The 18891-nt window shown below is 65.9% G+C and carries 14 protein-coding genes; 9 read left to right on the top strand and 5 right to left on the bottom strand.

Features of this window, described 5'->3' with window-relative positions; all coding sequences use genetic code 11:
* The first annotated feature begins 12 nt into the window (after positions 1–12).
* From BM075_RS13870 to BM075_RS13835, 8 genes are all read left to right on the top strand, one after another.
* A complete protein-coding gene (locus BM075_RS13870) occupies positions 13–2382 on the top strand; it encodes a circularly permuted type 2 ATP-grasp protein (protein WP_093361293.1) in 2370 nt (789 codons plus the stop codon).
* An 8-nt stretch (positions 2383–2390) separates the two neighbouring features.
* Positions 2391–3269 carry a transglutaminase family protein gene (locus tag BM075_RS13865; RefSeq protein ID WP_093361292.1) on the top strand — a complete coding sequence of 293 codons (879 nt, stop codon included), beginning with the start codon at positions 2391–2393 and terminating at the stop codon, positions 3267–3269.
* Positions 3270–3348: 79 nt separating this feature from the next.
* Positions 3349–4515: an RsmB/NOP family class I SAM-dependent RNA methyltransferase gene (locus BM075_RS13860; protein WP_093361291.1), complete on the top strand. Its 1167-nt coding sequence runs from the start codon at positions 3349–3351 to the stop codon at positions 4513–4515.
* A 111-nt stretch (positions 4516–4626) separates the two neighbouring features.
* Positions 4627–6957 carry a hybrid sensor histidine kinase/response regulator gene (locus tag BM075_RS13855; RefSeq protein ID WP_425445194.1) on the top strand — a complete coding sequence of 777 codons (2331 nt, stop codon included), beginning with the start codon at positions 4627–4629 and terminating at the stop codon, positions 6955–6957.
* Positions 6958–7294: 337 nt separating this feature from the next.
* A complete protein-coding gene (gene recA / locus BM075_RS13850; protein WP_093361290.1) occupies positions 7295–8368 on the top strand; it encodes a recombinase RecA in 1074 nt (357 codons plus the stop codon).
* A gap of 133 nt (positions 8369–8501) precedes the next feature.
* Positions 8502–9107, top strand: a complete 606-nt coding sequence (locus BM075_RS13845; protein WP_177208354.1) for a YqhA family protein — start codon at positions 8502–8504, stop codon at positions 9105–9107.
* A 78-nt stretch (positions 9108–9185) separates the two neighbouring features.
* Entirely contained in the window at positions 9186–11846 is a 2661-nt protein-coding gene (alaS, locus tag BM075_RS13840) for an alanine--tRNA ligase (RefSeq protein ID WP_093361288.1), read from the top strand.
* 1 nt (position 11847) lies between these two features.
* Positions 11848–12135 (top strand): DUF1330 domain-containing protein, encoded by a 288-nt coding sequence (locus tag BM075_RS13835; RefSeq protein WP_093361287.1) that lies wholly within the window; start codon positions 11848–11850, stop codon positions 12133–12135.
* Between the two features lie 12 nt (positions 12136–12147).
* Here BM075_RS13835 and BM075_RS13830 read toward each other — a convergent pair whose 3' ends face one another.
* The 3 genes from BM075_RS13830 to tyrS all read right to left on the bottom strand — a co-directional run bounded on the left by BM075_RS13830 (position 12148) and on the right by tyrS (position 16645).
* Positions 12148–13107, bottom strand: a complete 960-nt coding sequence (locus BM075_RS13830) for a hypothetical protein (protein WP_093361286.1) — start codon at positions 13105–13107, stop codon at positions 12148–12150.
* A gap of 137 nt (positions 13108–13244) precedes the next feature.
* Complete coding sequence (gene typA, locus BM075_RS13825) at positions 13245–15062, bottom strand: translational GTPase TypA (RefSeq protein WP_093361285.1); 1818 nt, start codon at positions 15060–15062, stop codon at positions 13245–13247.
* 329 nt (positions 15063–15391) lie between these two features.
* On the bottom strand, positions 15392–16645 hold the full coding sequence (tyrS, locus tag BM075_RS13820; protein ID WP_093361384.1) for a tyrosine--tRNA ligase: 1254 nt from the start codon (positions 16643–16645) through the stop codon (positions 15392–15394).
* A 69-nt stretch (positions 16646–16714) separates the two neighbouring features.
* Here tyrS and BM075_RS13815 point away from each other — a divergent pair, with 69 nt between their 5' ends.
* Positions 16715–17821 carry an anhydro-N-acetylmuramic acid kinase gene (locus BM075_RS13815; protein WP_093361284.1) on the top strand — a complete coding sequence of 369 codons (1107 nt, stop codon included), beginning with the start codon at positions 16715–16717 and terminating at the stop codon, positions 17819–17821.
* Positions 17822–17861: 40 nt separating this feature from the next.
* On the opposite strand, the gene BM075_RS13810 is transcribed toward BM075_RS13815, so the two are convergent.
* Both BM075_RS13810 and BM075_RS13805 read right to left on the bottom strand, forming a co-directional pair.
* Complete coding sequence (locus tag BM075_RS13810; RefSeq protein ID WP_093361383.1) at positions 17862–18287, bottom strand: cupin domain-containing protein; 426 nt, start codon at positions 18285–18287, stop codon at positions 17862–17864.
* Between the two features lie 17 nt (positions 18288–18304).
* The gene (locus BM075_RS13805; protein WP_093361283.1) at positions 18305–18850 is read right to left on the bottom strand and encodes an NUDIX domain-containing protein; all 546 of its coding nucleotides are present in this window, start codon (positions 18848–18850) and stop codon (positions 18305–18307) included.
* Between the last annotated feature and the right edge of the window lie 41 nt (positions 18851–18891).

Genomic DNA, 18891 nt, shown 5'->3' with positions numbered 1-18891 from the left:
GGCGAAGACGGAATGGAAGGCCAGATCGCCAATCCGCTGCAGCGTTTCCTGTCGGACTATGTGCCCCCCCAGGGGGTGCCCGACGAACTGCTGGACAGCGACGGCTCTGTGCGGCCAGCCTGGGAGACCTTCATCTCCCGGCTCGCCGCGATGTCGCCGGAGCGGCTGGCGATCCGGATTTCCCACGGCGACCGCTACCTGCGGGACGCGGGCGTCTACTTTCGCCGCTATGGCCCGAGCGACGATGCCACCCGCGACTGGCCGCTCAGCCACGTGCCGATCCTGCTGTCGGAAGCGGACTGGGCCGAGATTTCCGCCGGCCTGACCGAGCGGGCCGACTTGCTGGAGAAGGTCGTCGCTGACCTCTACGGCGAGAACCGGCTGGTGGCGCAGGGGCATCTGCCGGCGTCCCTCATCGCCCAGAACGCCGAATGGCTCAGGCCCCTTGTCGGCGTGCGCCCGCGCTCCGGCCACTTCCTGCACTTCGTCGCTTTCGACATCGGCCGCGGCCCGGACGGGAGTTGGTGGGTGCTGGGAGACCGCACACAGGCGCCGTCTGGCGCTGGGTTCGCTCTCGAGAACCGGATCGCCACGGCGCGGGTCTATTCCGACATCTATGCGACGGCGGACGTGGCGCGGCTCGCGGGGTTCTTCCGCGAATTCCGCGACACGCTCATGTCGATGCGCGAGATGGGCGAAAGCCGGGTCGGCATCCTGTCCCCGGGGCCGATGAACGAAACCTACTTCGAACATGCCTATATCGCGCGTTACCTCGGTTTCACCCTGCTGGAGGGCGACGACCTCGCGGTGCGCGACGGCCGGTTGATGGTGCGCACCATCGACGGGTTCCAGCCAATCTCGGTGATCTGGCGGCGACTCGACGCTTCGTGGTCCGACCCTCTTGAACTGCGGGAGGGCTCCCGGATCGGTACGCCGGGGCTGGTCCGTGCCGTCCGCGACGGCAATGTCACCATGGTCAACGCCCTCGGCGCCGGTGTGCTGGAGAGCCGCGCGCTGATGGCCTTCCTGCCACGCTTGAGCGAGGTACTGGCGGGCCGGCCGCTGCGCCTGCCCAACATTGCCACATGGTGGTGCGGGGAGGCGGGTGCGCGAGCTTATGTCCGCGAGAATGTCGAGTGGATGACATTGGCGGACGCCTTTTCCACCGGGCTGTCTTACGAAACCGGCGGGGTGACCCCTCCCGGAACGGGGTTCGCCGACTGGCTGGAGCGCAAGGGCGGCGGGCTCGTTGGGCAGGAAAAGGTGCGTCTGTCGACCGCGCCGGCACTCATCAACGGGCGCCTCAAGCCGCGCCCCATGAGCCTGCGCATCTTCCTGGCACGCACGGGGGACCGCTGGATCGTCATGCCCGGCGGTTTTGCCCGGATTGGTCATTCGGCCGAGTCGAACGTGCTTGCCATGCGGGAGGGCGGACGGGCGGCCGACGTGTGGGTGCCCGGCGATCCGGGCCAACAGGCGGAGTCCCTCGTGTCGCCCCCGCGCGGCACCATCGTGCGCACGCCTCGCGGCGCTCTTCCGAGCCGCGCGGCGGACAACCTCTTCTGGCTCGGCCGGTACGTCGAGCGGTCGGAATACCTCGTGCGGCTGCTGCGCGCCTATCACGCCCGGCTGGCAGAGAGTGAGTCGCCCGGCGGTCCGCTGCTTCGTCTCGCAGCCGCCCACCTGAAGGGGTTCAAATGCGACCCCGCGCAACCAGTGCCGGTGCAATTGGTCAATGCAATCCGCGCAGCCCACCTGAGCGCGGGGCACGTGAGCGACAGGTTCTCTGTCGACGGCGCTCTGGCCTTGGCCGATCTCGACCGCACAGCGGCTGAGTTTGCCGACAAGGTGACCCCCGGGGATGACGCCGCGCGGGCGATGAGCGTGCTGCTGCGAAAGCTCAACGGATTCACCGGGCTAGTGCACGACAACATGTACCGCTTCACCGGCTGGCGGTTCCTGTCGCTGGGCCGCGCGCTCGAACGGGCCACCAACATGGCCGCATGCCTTGCCGCGTTCACCGATCCGGCGGCCGCTGCCGGCAGTCTCGACATGGCCGTGGAGATCGGGGACAGCGTCATGACCCACCATCGGCGCTACAGCGTGGCAACCACGCGGGAGACGGTGTTCGATCTGCTCGGTCTCGATGCGCTGAACCCGCGGTCCGTCCTGAGCCAGTTCAACGACATCGAGAGGCACTTGGCCCATCTGCCCGGGGCGGGTGAGCATCGCCCGACGACGCCGCTGGCGCGCGCACTCCTGCGGGCTCGCACCGATCTGGCCCTGCAAACCCCGGAAACGCTCGACGCGGCCTTCCTCACGCGGCTTATCGACGAGATTGCCGACATGTCCGACCAGCTCACGCTGGCGTATCTCGGCTAGGGAACAACATGCTCTACGATATCCGGATGTCCATCGCCTACGACTACCCCGGCGCCGCAAGTTCCGCCCGGCACCTTCTGCGCCTGCTGCCGGCGGAACTACCGACCGTGCAGCGGGTGATCGCCCGCGAGGCGCGCGTCACCCCGACGCCGGTCGAATGGCTCGAGGCGAAGGATTTTTTCGGCAACGCGACGATCGAGGTGTCGCTGGATCAACCCCATGCCGAGAGCCTGTTCGAAGTGTCGGCCCGCGTGGAACGGACGGCGCCCGGAGGGCTGCTGGACGTCTCGCCACGCCTGGCCGACCTGCCGCGGGAGATCGACCTCTATCCCACAGTCGCGCCGCGGTCCCCGCATCACTTCCTGGGGGCGTCTCCACGCATTACGCTTCATCCGGAGATGACGGCCTATGCCCACGAACCGGCGGACTCCTCCGAAACCGTTCTGGATCTCGTCCAGCGCCTCGGCGATCGGATTCACGACGATTTCGACTTCGATCCGGAAGCGACCGAAGTCGACACGCCTGCGCTGACGGCCTTCGAGCGGCGGCACGGCGTCTGTCAGGACTTCACCCATGTCATGATCTCCTGCCTGAGGGGCCTTGGCATCCCTGCGGGTTACGTCAGCGGTTTCCTCCGCACGGTGCCGCCGAAGGGGCAGGCGCGGCTGGAAGGGGCCGACGCGATGCACGCCTGGGTCTGCGCCTGGTGCGGCCATGAAACCGGCTGGGTGGAGTACGACCCGACCAACGCCCTTCAGGTGCGGCAGGATCATATCGTCATCGCCTACGGCCGCGACTACGGCGACGTGGCCCCCGTGAAAGGCATGATGCGGCTTGCGGGCGAACACAGCACGACACAGAAGGTGGACGTGATTCCACTGGAGTGATGCGCCATATGCCGTTTTCAGAAATATTGAAATTTCCCAAAGTGTTGAGGTTCTTTTCTGGACTTCGGAGTGAACTGCGATGACCCCCGGTGCCCGATTGGCGGCTGCCGCCGAAATCCTGGATCGCTATCTTGCCGGAGAGCCGGCGGAGCGCGTCCTCACGACCTGGGCCCGCCGCAGCCGGTTTGCAGGCTCAGGCGACCGCGCAGCGGTGCGCGACCACGTGTTCGACGCGATCCGACGCCGGCGCTCTGCCGCCGCGGCCGGCGGTGAAGAGAGTGGCCGGGGCTTGGTGATCGGGCTTCTGCGGCTCCAGGGGAGAGACCCGGATGACGTTCTGACCGGGCAGGGTCATTCGCTTCCCGCATTGACCGCGGTAGAACGCCAGCACGTCCCGCAGATGTCCGAGCTGGACCGGCTGGACTGTCCCGGCTGGCTGGAAGATGACCTGCGCGGCTCCCTTGGAGCCGAATTTGTTCCTGTTCTTGAAGGGTTGCAACGCAGAGCGGATGTATTCCTTCGGGTGAATTCCGCTCGCGGAACACTTGAGGAAGCGCGCGCTGCTCTGGGGGATGAGGGCATCGAGACGGAACCTCACTCCCTGTCGCCCACCGCGCTTCGCGTGCTGAGTGGGGCCCGCAAGGTCCATGCCTCTGCAGCCTACCGGGATGGCCTCGTCGAGTTGCAGGACGCCGCGTCCCAGGCAGTGTCGGACCAGATTCCGCTGCCCGCATCGGGCGTCGTTCTGGACTACTGCGCCGGTGGTGGCGGCAAGGCGCTGGCCCTCGCCGCACGTTTCGACGGCGAGATTTTGGCGCACGACGCCGATCCGCGCCGGATGAAGGACATTCCGCAGCGTGCATCTCGGGCGGGCGCCCAGGTGCAAGCGGCAACGCCCGACGAGGTTGAGCGCCGCGCGCCCTACGGTCTCGTGGTCGCCGACGTGCCGTGCTCCGGTAGCGGCGCCTGGCGGCGGCAGCCGGAAGCGCGCTGGCGCCTGGATCGGGCCGCACTGGATGACCTCAGAGAGACACAGGCGGGCATCCTGGACCGCGTGGCCACGCTCACCGGCCCGGAGGGGGCCATCGCATATATTACCTGTTCCATTCTCCGGCAGGAAAACGAGGATCAGGTCGCGCGTTTCCTGCGCGATCACGACGGCTGGAACGTCGAACAGCGCTACAGAGTGTCGCCACTCGCCGGCGGGGACGGCTTTTTTCTTGCGGTTTTTCGCCGAAAAGCCTGATTTCGTGCCGAGGCCGGCAGCATTAGCGCCGAATTTGCGCCCGCCAGGGATCGCTTAAGCCAAGCTTAACGAATTGCGACGGGAATCGACCCGTCCGAATCGAAACGGAGAATGGCCTTGTCGCACCCCGCGCTCGCCCCAGACCCGATGACCCGCGCGGCCTCCGCCATTTCCGGCCGGGTATCGTACATGCTGTTGTGCGCCGTCGCCCTGCTCGGCGCGGCCGTTGCGGTCCCGGCTCCGGCGGTCGGCCTGCCCATGCTTGCAGCGGGCGGGACGCTGTCAGCGATGGCCCTGCTGATCCGGCTTCTGTCGGCCCGAAACGAGGTGGACAGCGCGGCGCTCGGAAGTGCGATCTCCGCCTTTATCGAAAACGACACGTCGCCGACGTTTACCACCACCCTCGATGGCACGGTGACTGGCCGCAACGAGGCCGCGCGCGACCGGTTTGGGGCGTCCGAAGGGCCCAACGAGACCATGGCGCGCTGCCTGCGCGTTCTTTTTGCCAATCCGGCGCCCATCCTCCTGCGCCTGCAAAGCCAGGCGGAGGCGCGTGGGGCGGCGCGCGAGGATGTCGTCACGCGCCGGGGCCACGTCAGGCTGGCCGTTCACCAGATCGGAGAGGACTGTCTGCTTTGGCGGCTCGAAAACCTGGTGGAGCGCGGGGGTCCGACCAGCGGCGCGGAGGGCCTCAGTTCGCCCATGCTGATGGTCAATCAGGCCGGTACGATACTCTACATGAACGATGCTGCCCGCCGACTGATCGGTGGGAGGACGAAGTCGCTCGAGCGCATCATCGCGGACCAATCAATCGTATCGAACGCCCTCACTGAGATTGAAGGCGCCGACGGCCCGTTGCGGGTTCGTGTGATGGAGATGGAGGCCACCGCCGGCCGACGGGAAATCTTTCTGTTCCCCGCGGACCAAACCACCTGTGGCGACGACGGCGCCGGACAGACGGACAACTGCCTTGATGGTGTGCCGGTCGCTGTTCTCAAGCTCGGTGGGCACGGCGAGCTGCGCGAAGCGAATGCCAGCGCACGGCAACTGCTCGGGGCTGCGGCGGTTCCCGGGGTCGAGCTTCACCGGCTGGTGGAGGGGCTCGGCCGATCGGTCCGCGACTGGTTGCAGGAAGCTGCAGCGGGGCACGGCCTCGGCCGTCCGGAGTTCGTGCGCGCCAGCATGCCAGACAAGGAGCTTTACCTGCAGATCACGCTCGGGCGCATTCGGGAGAACGGCGAGGTGCATCTGGTGGCCGTCGTCAATGACGCGACCGAACTGAAAACGCTGGAGGCCCAGTTCGTCCAGAGCCAGAAGATGCAGGCCATCGGGCAGCTGGCTGGCGGTGTCGCGCATGACTTCAACAACCTCTTGACGGCGATTTCGGGTCATTGCGACCTGTTGTTGCTGCGTCACGATCAGGGCGATCCAGACTACGGCGACCTCGTCCAGATCAATCAAAACGCCAACCGCGCCGCCAGCCTCGTCGGGCAGCTGCTTGCGTTCTCCCGCAAACAGAACCTGCAGCCCGAGGTGATGGACCTGCGGGACACGCTGTCCGATTTGACGCATCTGCTTAACCGCCTCGTCGGCGAGAAGGTCACGCTGCTTCTGTCCCACGACCCAGGGCTCAGGCCAATCCGGGCCGACAAACGACAGCTTGAACAGGTGCTCATGAACCTCGTGGTGAACGCGCGGGACGCGATGCCCGATGGTGGAGAGGTCCTCATCGAGACCGAAAGCCGCCGGATCGCCCAGCCGATGGAACGCGATCAGGCGCGGGTCCCGGCGGGGGACTACGTCGTGGTCCGCGTCAGCGACGAGGGAGAGGGCATCCCGAAGGACAAACTGGCCAAGATCTTTGAGCCGTTCTACACGACCAAGCGGACAGGCGAGGGCACGGGACTCGGCCTGTCGACGGCCTATGGGATCATCAAGCAGACGGGCGGGTACATCTTCGTCGATTCCGTACAGGGGTCCGGGACGACATTTTCGCTCTACTTCCCCGCCTATGAATGCCGCTCCGTGGAGGAACCGCCGCGAAAGGCGGCGGCGCCAGCGGTGTCGCTGCAGCGTGGGGACGGGGTGATCCTGCTGGTTGAGGACGAGGCGCCGGTGCGTGCCTTCGCATCCCGGGCGTTGCAGATGCGTGGCTATACGGTAATCGAGGCGGAGCACGCAGAGGAAGCGCTGGAAATCCTGTCCCAGGAGGATCTGAAAGTCGACCTCTTCGTTACCGATGTGGTCATGCCCGGCATGGACGGGCCGAGCTGGGTACGGATCGCGATGGAAAAACGGCCGGATGTGCGCGTCGTCTTCGTGTCGGGATATGCAGAAGAAAGCCTATCGGACGAGCAATCCAGCATTCCCAATTCGGTATTTCTGCCGAAACCGTTCTCGTTGAACGACCTCACGCAAACCGTTCAGGAACAGCTGCTGTAGGACGTCGGCGGCCCTGTTCGGACTGGTCTGCCTAAGGGAACCCGTGCCGCGCATCGAATGACACCACGTCGCGCAATGCCGGGACACATCGTTCGTCGCGACCACCATCTTAATACGGCTTCGCTGCCCGGATGGCCGCAGGATCAGCCCAAAAAATGCGTTGCGTTGAAGCGGCCGAGGAGACTTTCACCACTCCTTAACCTCGAACGCTCAGACAGTGTTCGTGGAAGAATTGACTTGAAATGTTCCCGCTGCGACTCGATAACGTATCGGAACAAGAGGTGAACACGAGCAGTCATTGCCGCGACCCGCGGCCTGTGGAATAAGGACGAAACGAATGGCGACGGCGAACCTTCTCGACATGGCAGACAAGCGCAATCCGGACAAGCAGAAGGCGCTCGACAGCGCGCTGGCACAGATCGAACGGCAGTTCGGCAAGGGCTCCATCATGAAGCTCGGCGCCGACAATCCGGTCGCCGAGATCGAGGCGACCTCCACCGGATCGCTGGGTCTGGATATCGCGCTCGGGATCGGCGGCCTGCCGAAGGGGCGGATCATCGAAATCTACGGGCCCGAAAGCTCCGGCAAGACGACCTTGACCCTGCATTGCATTGCCGAGGAACAGAAGAAGGGTGGCGTTTGCGCCTTCGTCGATGCCGAACATGCGCTGGACCCGCAATATGCCCGCAAGCTCGGGATCGACCTCGACGAACTCCTTATTTCCCAGCCGGATACCGGTGAGCAGGCGCTTGAGATCACGGATACGCTGGTCCGCTCCGGCGCAGTCAGCATGGTGGTGGTCGACTCCGTTGCGGCGTTGACGCCGAAGTCAGAGCTCGAAGGGGACATGGGCGACAGTTCCGTCGGCGTACAGGCCCGCCTGATGAGCCAGGCCATGCGAAAGCTGACCGGGTCGATCTCGCGGTCCAAATGCATGGTGATCTTCATCAACCAGATCCGCATGAAGATCGGCGTCATGTTCGGTAGCCCGGAGACGACCACTGGCGGCAATGCCCTGAAGTTCTATTCGTCGGTGCGCCTCGACATCCGCCGCATCGGCGCGATCAAGGACCGCGACGAGGTCGTCGGCAATGCGACCCGTGTAAAGGTCGTCAAGAACAAGGTCGCCCCGCCCTTCAAGCAGGTCGAGTTCGACATCATGTACGGCGAGGGGATCTCCAAGACGGGCGAATTGCTCGACCTCGGGGTGAAGGCCGGCGTGGTCGACAAGTCCGGCTCCTGGTATTCCTACGGCGACGAACGCATCGGTCAGGGCCGGGAGAATGCGAAAGTCTTTCTGAAGGAGAATTCAGCCGTTGCTGTCGAGATCGAGGACAAGATCCGGGCCGCCCACGGTCTTGATTTCCATCTTCGGGACGACGACGATGGCGACTCCGTGGTCGAGGCCTGACAAGCGCGGGCTGTTTGCCGACGGGCGGATGCAATGACGGACGGCGGGCCCTGCCGGTTTCATTGGGGGAACCTGGCAGGTGCCCTGCCGTGAAGAGCATGTAAAACCCGTAGGCAGGGGTGGGGGAGCCGACGTGAAGATAAGGGACATCGAACGCAGGATCGTGGTCAGCACACGCTACCTCACGGTGGTTGCCGTCTTTGGATCGCTGGCCGCCGCGGTTCTGATGTTCCTGCTGGGATTTTACAATATTATCCAAGCTTTCGTGGAAGGGTGGAAGGTCCCCGAAAGCGGTGGGCATAGTGAGGAGGCCACGAGTTTCGGGGCGGCGTCGGTGATCAGCGTGATCGAGGGCCTGGATCGCTTCCTGATTGCCATCGTGCTGCTCTACTTCGGGTACGGCGTCTACACCTTGTTTCTCCACCCCGAGGAATCGGAGGAGACGCTCGCTCTGCCGCAATGGCTGCGTGTCCGCCAGATCGGCCAACTCAAGCAGGTCGTGGCCGAGGTGATCATCGTCGTTCTGCTGGTGCTCTTCCTCCGGCTCGCCCTTCAGGCCTTCGAGAATCCGACCATCGAACTCAGTTTTGCCCGCATTGCAACGATGATGGTCCTGCCAGTCTCGATCCTCCTTCTGTCGCTGGCGCTGCGCTTCGTCGAGTTGCACCCGAAGCCGGATCCCCGCGACATGTTGGAGCCGAAGCGGACCCCGCGACAGCAGGAAGACGACGACGAGTGAACGCGCGCCGGTAGACAGTGCTGCGCGCCGTGTTTAAACCGGGCTGACCGCCGCAGCTCAGGACCGAAATTCACTCCGATGCCCAGCCTCAACGACATTCGTTCGACCTTCCTCGACTACTTCCACCGCCAGGGTCACGAAGTGGTGGACAGCTCCCCCCTGGTGCCGCGCAACGACCCGACGCTCATGTTCGCCAACTCCGGCATGGTTCAGTTCAAGAACCTGTTCACCGGCGTCGAGCACCGCGACTACAAACGCGCCACCACCGCGCAGAAATGCGTCCGCGCGGGCGGCAAGCACAATGACCTCGACAACGTCGGGTATACCAACCGGCACCATACGTTCTTCGAGATGCTGGGGAACTTCTCCTTCGGCGACTATTTCAAGGAACAGGCGATTCCGTTCGCCTGGGAACTGGTCACGAAGGAACTCGGGATCGACAAGGACAGGCTGCTGGTCACGGTCTTCCACACCGACGACGAGGCCGCTGACCTGTGGAAGAAGGTCGCCGGCCTGCCGGACGAGAAGATCATCCGCATTCCGACCAACGACAACTTCTGGATGATGGGCCCGACCGGCCCCTGCGGGCCGTGTTCGGAGATCTTCTATGACCACGGCGACCACATCTGGGGCGGCCCTCCGGGCAGTCCCGAGGAGGACGGCGACCGGTTTGTGGAGATCTGGAACCTCGTGTTCATGCAGTACGAGCAGTTCGAGGACGGCACCCGCGTGGACCTGCCCAACCAGTCGATCGACACCGGCATGGGCATCGAGCGGGTGGCGGCGCTGCTGCAGGGCTCCAACGACAACTACGCGACGGACCTGATGCGCGCCCTGATTGAGGCGAGCGCCAACCAGACCTCGACCGACCCCGACGGGCCGGGCCGGACGCACCACCGGGTGATCGCGGATCACCTTCGCTCGACCTCCTTCCTGATCGCCGACGGGGTGATGCCGTCGAACGAGGGGCGGGGGTACGTGCTGCGGCGGATCATGCGGCGGGCGATGCGGCACGCGCACCTGCTGGGCGCGAAGGACCCGCTGATGTACCGCCTTGTTCCTGAACTGGTGCGCCAGATGGGCGGCGCCTATCCCGAGCTTGGCCGGGCGCAGGCCCTCATTGCCGAGACGCTGAAGACCGAGGAAACCCGGTTCCGCCAGACCCTCGACCGTGGCCTGCGGCTGCTTGACGACGAACTGGTTCGGCTGCCGGAGGGGGCGGAACTGCCCGGGCAGGCGGCGTTTAAGCTCTACGACACCTATGGCTTCCCGCTCGACCTGACGCAAGATGCGCTGCGCGAGAAGAACCGCACGGTCGATATCGCGGGCTTCGACGCGGCTATGGCCGAGCAGAAGGCCAAGGCGCGGGCGGCCTGGTCCGGTTCGGGCGAGACCAAGGACGCCACCATCTGGTTCGATCTGGCGGAGACGCACGGCGCGACCGATTTTCTGGGCTACGATACCGAAGCGGCAGAGGGCCAGATCCTCGCCATCGTGAAGGATGGCGCCGAAGTTCAGAGCGCAGATGCCGGCGAGACCGTGCAGGTCGTTCTGAACCAGACGCCGTTTTACGCCGAGGCCGGGGGCCAGGTCGGTGATACCGGCACGCTGGAGACCGAGGGTGGCAAGGCCCGGATCACCGATACGCAAAAGGTGGCCGGTGTCTTCATCCATTTCGCGGAGGTGACGGAAGGCACGCTCTCGAAGGGAAGCGGTGCGGAACTGGTGGTGGATCACGACCGGCGCACCGCGATTCGCGCCAACCACTCCGCCACGCACCTGCTCCACGAGGCGCTGCGGGAGCGGCTGGGCGATCACGTGGCACAGCGCGGCTCCCTGAACGCGCCCGACCGGCTCCGGTTCGACTTCTCCCACGGCTCGGCGCTGAGCGCGGAGGATCTGGACGTGGTCTCCGACCAAGTGAACCGCTTCATCCGGCAGAATGCGCCGGTCGAGACGCGGATCATGACGCCGGACGACGCCCGGGCCATCGGCGCGCAGGCGCTCTTCGGCGAGAAATACGGCGACGAGGTGCGGGTCGTCTCCATGGGGCAGGCACAGACCGGCAAGGGCGCGGACGGGAAGACCTGGTCGATCGAGCTCTGCGGCGGCACCCACGTGCGCCAGACCGGGGACATCGGCCTGTGCGTCGTGCTGGGCGACAGCGCGTCGAGCGCGGGTGTTCGGCGGGTCGAGGCGCTGACGGGTGATACCGCGCTGCGCTACCTTGCCCAGCAGGACCGGCGTCTGGCGGAAGTTGCCGGGGCCATGAAGGCGCCGCAGGCGGAAGTCGTTGAGCGAGTCCGCTCGCTGGTAGAGGAGCGCAAGTCCCTTCAGGCCGAAGTGGCGCAGCTTCGCCGCGATCTGGCCATGGCGGGTGGCAGCGGCCGATCTGAGGGTCCGGAAGTGCGCGAGGTCGCCGGCGTGCCGTTCCTCGCGCAGGTCCTGCACGGCGTGACCGGGAAAGATCTGCGCGGGCTGATCGACGAGCACAAGACGCGTATCGGCTCCGGCGCCGTGCTGCTGATCGCGGATGCGGACGGCAAGGCAGCCGTTGCGGCGGGCGTGACGCCGGACATGGTGGAAAAGGTCTCGGCGATCGATCTCGTGAAGGCGGCAGTCGCGGAGCTTGGCGGTGTCGGCGGCGGTGGCCGGCCGGACATGGCCCAAGGCGGCGGCAAGGACGCGGCCAACGCCGAGGCGGCCATCAAGGCGGCGGAAGCCGTGATAGGAGGATAATATGCCCGCACTCTGGATTGCCCACGTGACGGTCACGGACGAAGAGGCGTACGGCAAGTACGCCGCACTCGCGACGGAGGCCATCGCCGCGCATGGCGGCACCTTCATCGCCCGCGGCGGCCGGTACGTGCAGCTTGAAGGCAAGGAGCGGCCCCGCAACGTCGTCGCGCGCTTTCCCAGCGTTGAGGCGGCGGAGGCGTGCTATCGCTCCGAGCGCTATCAGGAGGCCCTTTCTCACGCGCGCGGCGCCTCGGAGCGGGAATTGCTTGTCGTGGAAACGACGGAGTAGCCTGAAGCTTTCCTAGCCGATCGTGGGTTGCCGCGGCACCGGCCGGGTGCTCGGGGCGACCCCGGCGAGAAAGAGCAGGACGAACCCCGTCGCGTGGGACCCGCTGCCCGTAAGCCAGGGCAGGGGGCCATCGCATTCAGAAACGGGCAGCGTGCGGCAGAGGAATTGCCCGCGCTTCCGGGCGCCAGCGAAGAACGGCAGGCTCACGGTCATCTCCGGCAAGAAGTGGTCGTGGAGCGCGCGCCCAAGGGCCGCCTGCGCCGTCGCATCGGAAAAACGCAGGCGCGCGCTGGCGTCGCGTTGAATGACATCGCCCGAACGAAGGAGCTTTTCGCCGCTTCGGTTGGCGAAATGGACGCGCCCCCGCCCGTCCAGCGCGAAGACGGCGGTCAGGTCAGGCTCCATCCCTTCCCGCATCACCCGGTTCTCGATGGTCAGCTCCCCAAGCATGCGCGCCACCTTGAGGGAATGCTGAACAAAGGGGATCAGCCGCTGCAGCAGCGTGGCGAACGGACTTTCGAGGTGTTCGCGGTCGCGCCGGGCAATGTTGCCGCCGATCAGCGACAAGCGCTCGCCTCTATTCTCCAACAGGGCACCGACGCCGACAACAATGTCGTCCTGCGGGCGCAGCCAATCGTTGTAGAATTCCGTCTTCTCCAGATCCGACAAGGGCAGCAAGGCCTCACTGGGCATCACGCGGCCGGGTTGGATCGACTGGCAGATCGGCACCCACGGGTTCAGCGCCGCGTAATAGCTTTCGTAGCTGCCGATGAAGGCCGGGTCATAACCGTGCTCCAGCACTCCAAGAGAGTAGCGCGCCTGCGGGTCCTGGGTGAACAACTGCACCCGGATGCCGGCAGAGGCGTTGGAGAGCTCCTCCAGGAACCAGCTCCACTTCCGCTGGTCCAGCGCGGAGGAGTTCGCCAGCTGCACGAGGCGCCGAAACCGGTCGTCGGTGATGTGGATCGTCATGGGAGCGACTCTCCTGTGACAGTCTATCCGGGGCGTGTTCCAGATTGCTGCATAGCAGGAGGCCGTGGCGGTTTACAGACCGCAGTGTTACCCATGCGGGGCATTGCCGAGGCGAGAGCGAGGCGGCGGATTGTCGCTCAGACCGCCGCTTTCGCCTGCCGCTTGCGCTCGTGCGGGTCCAAATGCCGCTTTCTCAGGCGGATCGAGGCTGGTGTGACCTCGACCAGTTCGTCGTCATCGATATAGGCAATCGCTTCCTCCAGACTGAACTGGACGTGCGGCGTCAGACGCACCGCCTCATCGGTACCGGACGCTCGGACGTTGGTCAGCTTCTTGCCCTTCAGCGGGTTCACGTCCAGGTCGTTCTCGCGGCTGTGTTCGCCGATGATCATGCCCTGGTAGACCTTTTCCTGCGATCCGATGAACATCCGTCCCCGTTCTTCCAGGTTCCAGAGCGCATAGGCCACCGCCTCGCCCTGTTCCATGGAGATCAGCACGCCAGCGCGGCGGCCTGGGATCGGCCCGCGGTGCGGCGCCCAAGTGTAGAAGACGCGGTTCAGAACGCCAGTGCCGCGCGTGTCCGTCAGAAATTCGCCGTGGTAGCCGATAAGGCCGCGGGACGGCACATGCGCGATGATCCGCGTTTTGCCGTTCGATTGGCGCATGTCCACCATCTCGCCCTTGCGGGGGCCGGTCAGCTTCTCGATCACGGCGCCGGCGTATTCGTCATCGACGTCCACTGTCACCTCTTCGATTGGCTCCATCGTGACCCCGTCCTCGTCGCGCAGCAGAACCTGCGGGCGGGAAATGGACAGCTCGAAGCCCTCGCGGCGCATGTTCTCGATCAGGACGCCCATTTGCAACTCGCCCCGGCCGGCCACGTCGAACGCCTCGCCGCCGGGCGTGTCGCTCACGCGAATGGCGACGTTCGTCTCGGCCTCCTTCATCAGCCGTTCGCGAATGACGCGGGACTGCACCTTCTTGCCGTCGCGCCCGGCCAGCGGGCTATCGTTGATGCCGAAGGTGACGGAGATCGTCGGCGGATCGATCGGCTGGGCGGGCAGAGGATCTTCCACCGCCAGCGCGCAGATCGTGTCGGCCACTGTGGCCTTGGACATGCCGGCGATGGTGACGATGTCACCGGCCTGCGCCTCCTCGATCTCCTGCAGGGCGAGGCCGCGGAAGGCCTGTATCTTGGAGACGCGGAATTGTTCGATCTTCTGCCCGATGCGGGACAGCGCCTGAACTGTGGCCCCGACCTTGAGCTTCCCGGCTTCCACGCGGCCCGTGAGTGTGCGGCCGATGAAGGGATCGGCCCCGAGGGTGGTCGCGAGCATCCGGAAATCGTCGCCCAGGCGTTTGATCTGGCGCGGTTTCGGGACGTGGTTGACGACGAGGTTGAACAGCGCCGAAAGGTCCTTGCGCGGGCCGTCGAGTTCCGCATCGGCCCAGCCGGATCGGCCCGAGGCATAGAGGTGCGGGAAATCGAGCTGGTCATCGTCGGCGTCGAGGCTGGAGAACAGGTCGAACACCTCATCGAGCGCGCGGTCGGGTTCGGCGTCCGGCTTGTCGACCTTGTTGAGCACCACGATGGGGCGCAGGCCGAGCGCGAGCGCCTTGGAGGTGACGAACTTCGTCTGCGGCATCGGCCCTTCGGCTGCGTCAACCAGCAGCACGACACCATCCACCATGGAGAGGATGCGTTCCACTTCGCCACCGAAATCGGCGTGGCCGGGCGTATCGACGATATTGATCCGCGTGCCCTTCCACTCCACAGATGTGGCCTTGGCGAGAATCGTGATACCGCGCTCGCGTTCCAGATCGTTGCTGTCCATCGCCCGCTCCGCAACGGCCTGATTCTCCCGGAATGCGCCGGACTGCTTCAGCAGTTCGTCCACAAGGGTCGTCTTGCCGTGGTCGACGTGAGCGATGATGGCGATGTTGCGCAGATCCATTCGGGCGTCCTTCGTAATGATGGGCGGGCGATACCGTGCAGTTGCGGAAAAGGCCAGCGGGGAATGCCGCCCTGGGCCGGCTATCAGAGTGTGCGCCTTACGGCGCGTTGCATTTGAGCGCTTCGCGCGGCGGGCGCTTCGGAGCTCACCCAAGCGCAGGCGCTTCCGATCCGTCCTCGCGTGTGCCCGTGCCTGCCCCGGTCCGTCCGGCCGTTCAAGCCCAATAGCGGTTTCCACGGCTGCGCCGCGGACCCTCCGCGATTGCACTTGAGCGCCCGTCCCGCCCGGGGCCGGTCGTGCTCAAGCGAGGACGGCTCCGAAGCGCAGGCTCAGGGGGTCAGCGTCACTAATGCGTGGCGTTTCTTGCCCGCCGAGAGCTTGACCGGAGAGGCGAGCGCCGTCGCGTCGAGCATCAGCCCCGCATCGGTCAGCGGGGCGTCGTCGATGCGGGCGCCGTTGTCGGCGATCAGGCGTTTGGCGTCCTTTCCGGACTTGGCCAGGCCGGATCGGACGATGAGCTGGACGATGGAGATGCCCTCGCCAACCTCCTCAGCGGTGAGCGCCAGCGTGGGCAGGTCGTCGCCCACCCCCCCCTTTTCGAAAACCTCGCGCGCGGTGGTCTCCGCCGCGGCGGCAGCGTCAGGTCCGTGCAGCAGCGCCGTGACCTCGTTCGCCAGCCGGATCTTGGCCTCGTTGATCTCCGAGCCTTCCAGCGCGCCCAGCCGGGCGCATTCGTCGAGCGGCAGTTCCGTGTAGAGCTTCAGGAAGCGGCCCACGTCGGCGTCGGTTGTGTTGCGCCAGAACTGCCAGAATTCGTAGGGGCTCAGCATGTCGGCGTTGAGCCAGACCGCGCCGGACTGGGATTTGCCCATCTTCTTGCCGTCCGAGGTGGTCAGTAGCGGCGAGGTGAGCCCGAAGACCTCCGAATCGATCACCCGGCGCGTCAGGTCGATGCCGTTGACGATATTGCCCCACTGGTCCGAACCGCCCATCTGGAGGCGGCACCCGTAGCGCCGGTTCAGCTCCAGGAAGTCGTAGGCCTGCAGGATCATGTAGTTGAATTCGAGGAAGCTGAGAGACTGCTCCCGGTCCAGCCGCGATTTCACGCTTTCGAAGGCGAGCATCCGGTTGACGGAGAAGTGCCGCCCGATGTCGCGCAGGAAATCGAGGTAGTTGAGCGCGTCGAGCCATTCCGCGTTGTCGATCATCAGCGCGCCGGTCGGACTGTCGGCATAGTCGATGTACGCGGCGAAGACCTTTCGGATGCCTGCAATGTTCGCGCCGATCTGATCCGGCGTCAGCAGCGGGCGTTCCTCGGACCGGAAGGAGGGGTCGCCGACCTTGGTCGTGCCGCCACCCATCAGGGTGATCGGCTTGTGCCCGGTCTTCTGCAGCCAGCGCAGCATCATGATCTGGATCAGCGAGCCCACGTGCAGTGATTTCGCCGTCGCGTCGAAGCCGATATAGGCCGGCACCACGCCTGCGGCCATGGCGTCGTCAAGGCCCTGCAGATCAGTGCAGTCGGCCATGAATCCCCGCTCCATCATCACGGTGATGAACTCGGATTTCGGGTGGTAGGTCATGCGCGTTCGGTCCATTCTCGGCTTTCGAGTGCTGCTTATCTAGCGGCGGGGCGTTCCGAGGGAAAGGCCATGATGAAGACGGGGGCGGTGCGTGTTCTGGGCACCATGTCGGGGACGTCGCTCGATGGAGTGGATGCGGCGGAGATCGTGACGGACGGCGTGACGATCCGGGAGTTTGGCGAGAGCCGCTACCGGGCCTATTGGGAGGCAGAGCGAGAGGTATTGAGGTCCGCCCTCGGGCGCTGGCCCGGGGAACCGGGCGTGGCGGAGGCCGCGGCGGTGGTGGAGGTGGCGCACCTGGAGGTGATGGCGCAGTTCCCGGACGTGGCGCTGGCCGGATTCCACGGGCAGACCCTGGCGCATGAGCCCGAGGCGCGCGGGACGCACCAGGTGGGCGACGGGGCCCGGATCGCGGAGGGGCTTGGCGTGCCGGTGGTCTGGGACTTCCGCAGCGCCGACGTCCGGATGGGCGGGCAGGGGGCACCGCTGGCCCCGGCCTACCACTTCGCACTGGCGAAATGGATGAAGGCCCGCGCGCCGGTTGCGTTCCTGAATTTGGGCGGCGTTGGGAACCTGACCTGGGTCGATCCACGTCAGCCGGGGGCAGAGGTTCCGGGCGCGCTGCTCGCCTTCGACACAGGGCCCGCGAACGCGCCGTTGAACGACCTCATGCAGACGCGGTGTGGTCAGCCGTTCGACGAAGGGGGCAGGCTTGCGGCGCGGGGCGAGGTTTCCGCGGAGATCCTGGAGCGGTTCGCAGAGCATCGCTATTTCTTCCGCGTGCCGCCCAAGTCGCTCGACCGGAACGATTTCGCGGCGTTAAGCACAGAGGTGGCGGAATTGTCGGATGCCGACGCGGCGGCGACACTGGCGGCGGCGGCCGCGGTTGGGGTCGTCCGGGGGGCGGAACACTTCCCGACGCCGGTGGAACGCGTGTTGGTCACCGGCGGCGGACGCAAGAACCCGGTGATGATGGCGATGATCCGCGAGGGCCTCGGCTGCACGGTGGACCCGGTGGAGGCGGCTGGGCTCGACGGCGACATGCTCGAGGCGCAGGCGTTCGGCTACCTCGCTGTTCGGGTCGCTCGCGGGATGCCAACGACCTTTCCCGGCACGACCGGGGTGGGCGCAGCCGTCGGTGGGGGAGAGATCTCCTACCCGCCTGGAGCGCGATAGGAGCGGGGCGGCGATTTCTCGGCCGAAAATCGGGCCCGGCTCAGGCCGTCGAAATCTCGAAGACCGGCGGCGCAAGGGTGAAGCCGTCGAACGTGAAGCCGGGCGAGACTGTGCAGCCCACCAGCGCCCAACCGTCCGGCGCGTGGGCGGATTGCCAGTGGTGCGCGGGCACGATCAGTTGCGGCCGCTGGCCCGCAAGGATCTCCGGACCGAGAATGTATTCCTGCGCCGGGCCCGTGTCGGTGGCGCTGATCCGGAGCGCCAGCGGGGCGCCGGCGTAGAAGTGCCAGATCTCCGTCGCATCCACGGTGTGCCAGTGGCTGCGCTGGCCGTCTTCGAGCAGGTAATAGATGGCCGTACCGGCGGGACGACCGGCGGTGCCGTCCTCGATCCAGGTCTCTCGGTACCATCCGCCTTCCGGGTGCGGCGCGAGGCCCAGCTCCGAAATGACCCGCTCAGGGGAAATCCGTCCCACGCCCGCGCTCACAGCGATCCGATCAGCCGCAGGTAGCCGAGGGCGGCGAGGGTGGTTGCGTCCATGATCTCTCCCCGGCGGATCATCTCAAGGATGTCGTCGAGGGAAAACGCGTCAGACACCATGCCCTGCTCCTCCGCCTCGCGCTCGACGGGGCCGGGGACCAGCCCGGTCGCACGGAACAGGTGGAACCCATGGCTGCAAAAGCCCGGCGCCTGATGCAGGTAGGTAATCTGTTCCCATGTCTCCGCAGTATAGCCCGTCTCCTCCCGCAGCTCGGCGGCGGCGAGCGCCGCAGGGTCTGGCGACTCCTGGCCCTCCCAGGCGCCCAGAGGTAACTCCCAGTAGCGCCCCCGCACCGGATAGCGGTACTGGTTGACCATCTGGATACGGCCGTCGCCATGCTGAGCCACGACGACCGCGAACTCCGGCTTCTCCACCACGCCGTAGAGGCCCCGGTGCCCGTCGGGGAACGCGATCTCGTCCTCCCGGACCCGCATCCAGCGGTTCTGGTAGGCAAGGCGGCTGGAAAGCGTCGTGATTTCTTCGGTCATCGTCGGGAACCTTTCCGTGCCCCTTCCCAAAAAGCAACCCG

The organism is Tropicimonas isoalkanivorans (genome assembly GCF_900112335.1).
Taxonomy (GTDB): domain Bacteria; phylum Pseudomonadota; class Alphaproteobacteria; order Rhodobacterales; family Rhodobacteraceae; genus Tropicimonas; species Tropicimonas isoalkanivorans.
The sequence above is the reverse complement of the archived record's forward strand: the minus strand, read 5'-3'. Positions and strand labels throughout refer to the sequence as shown.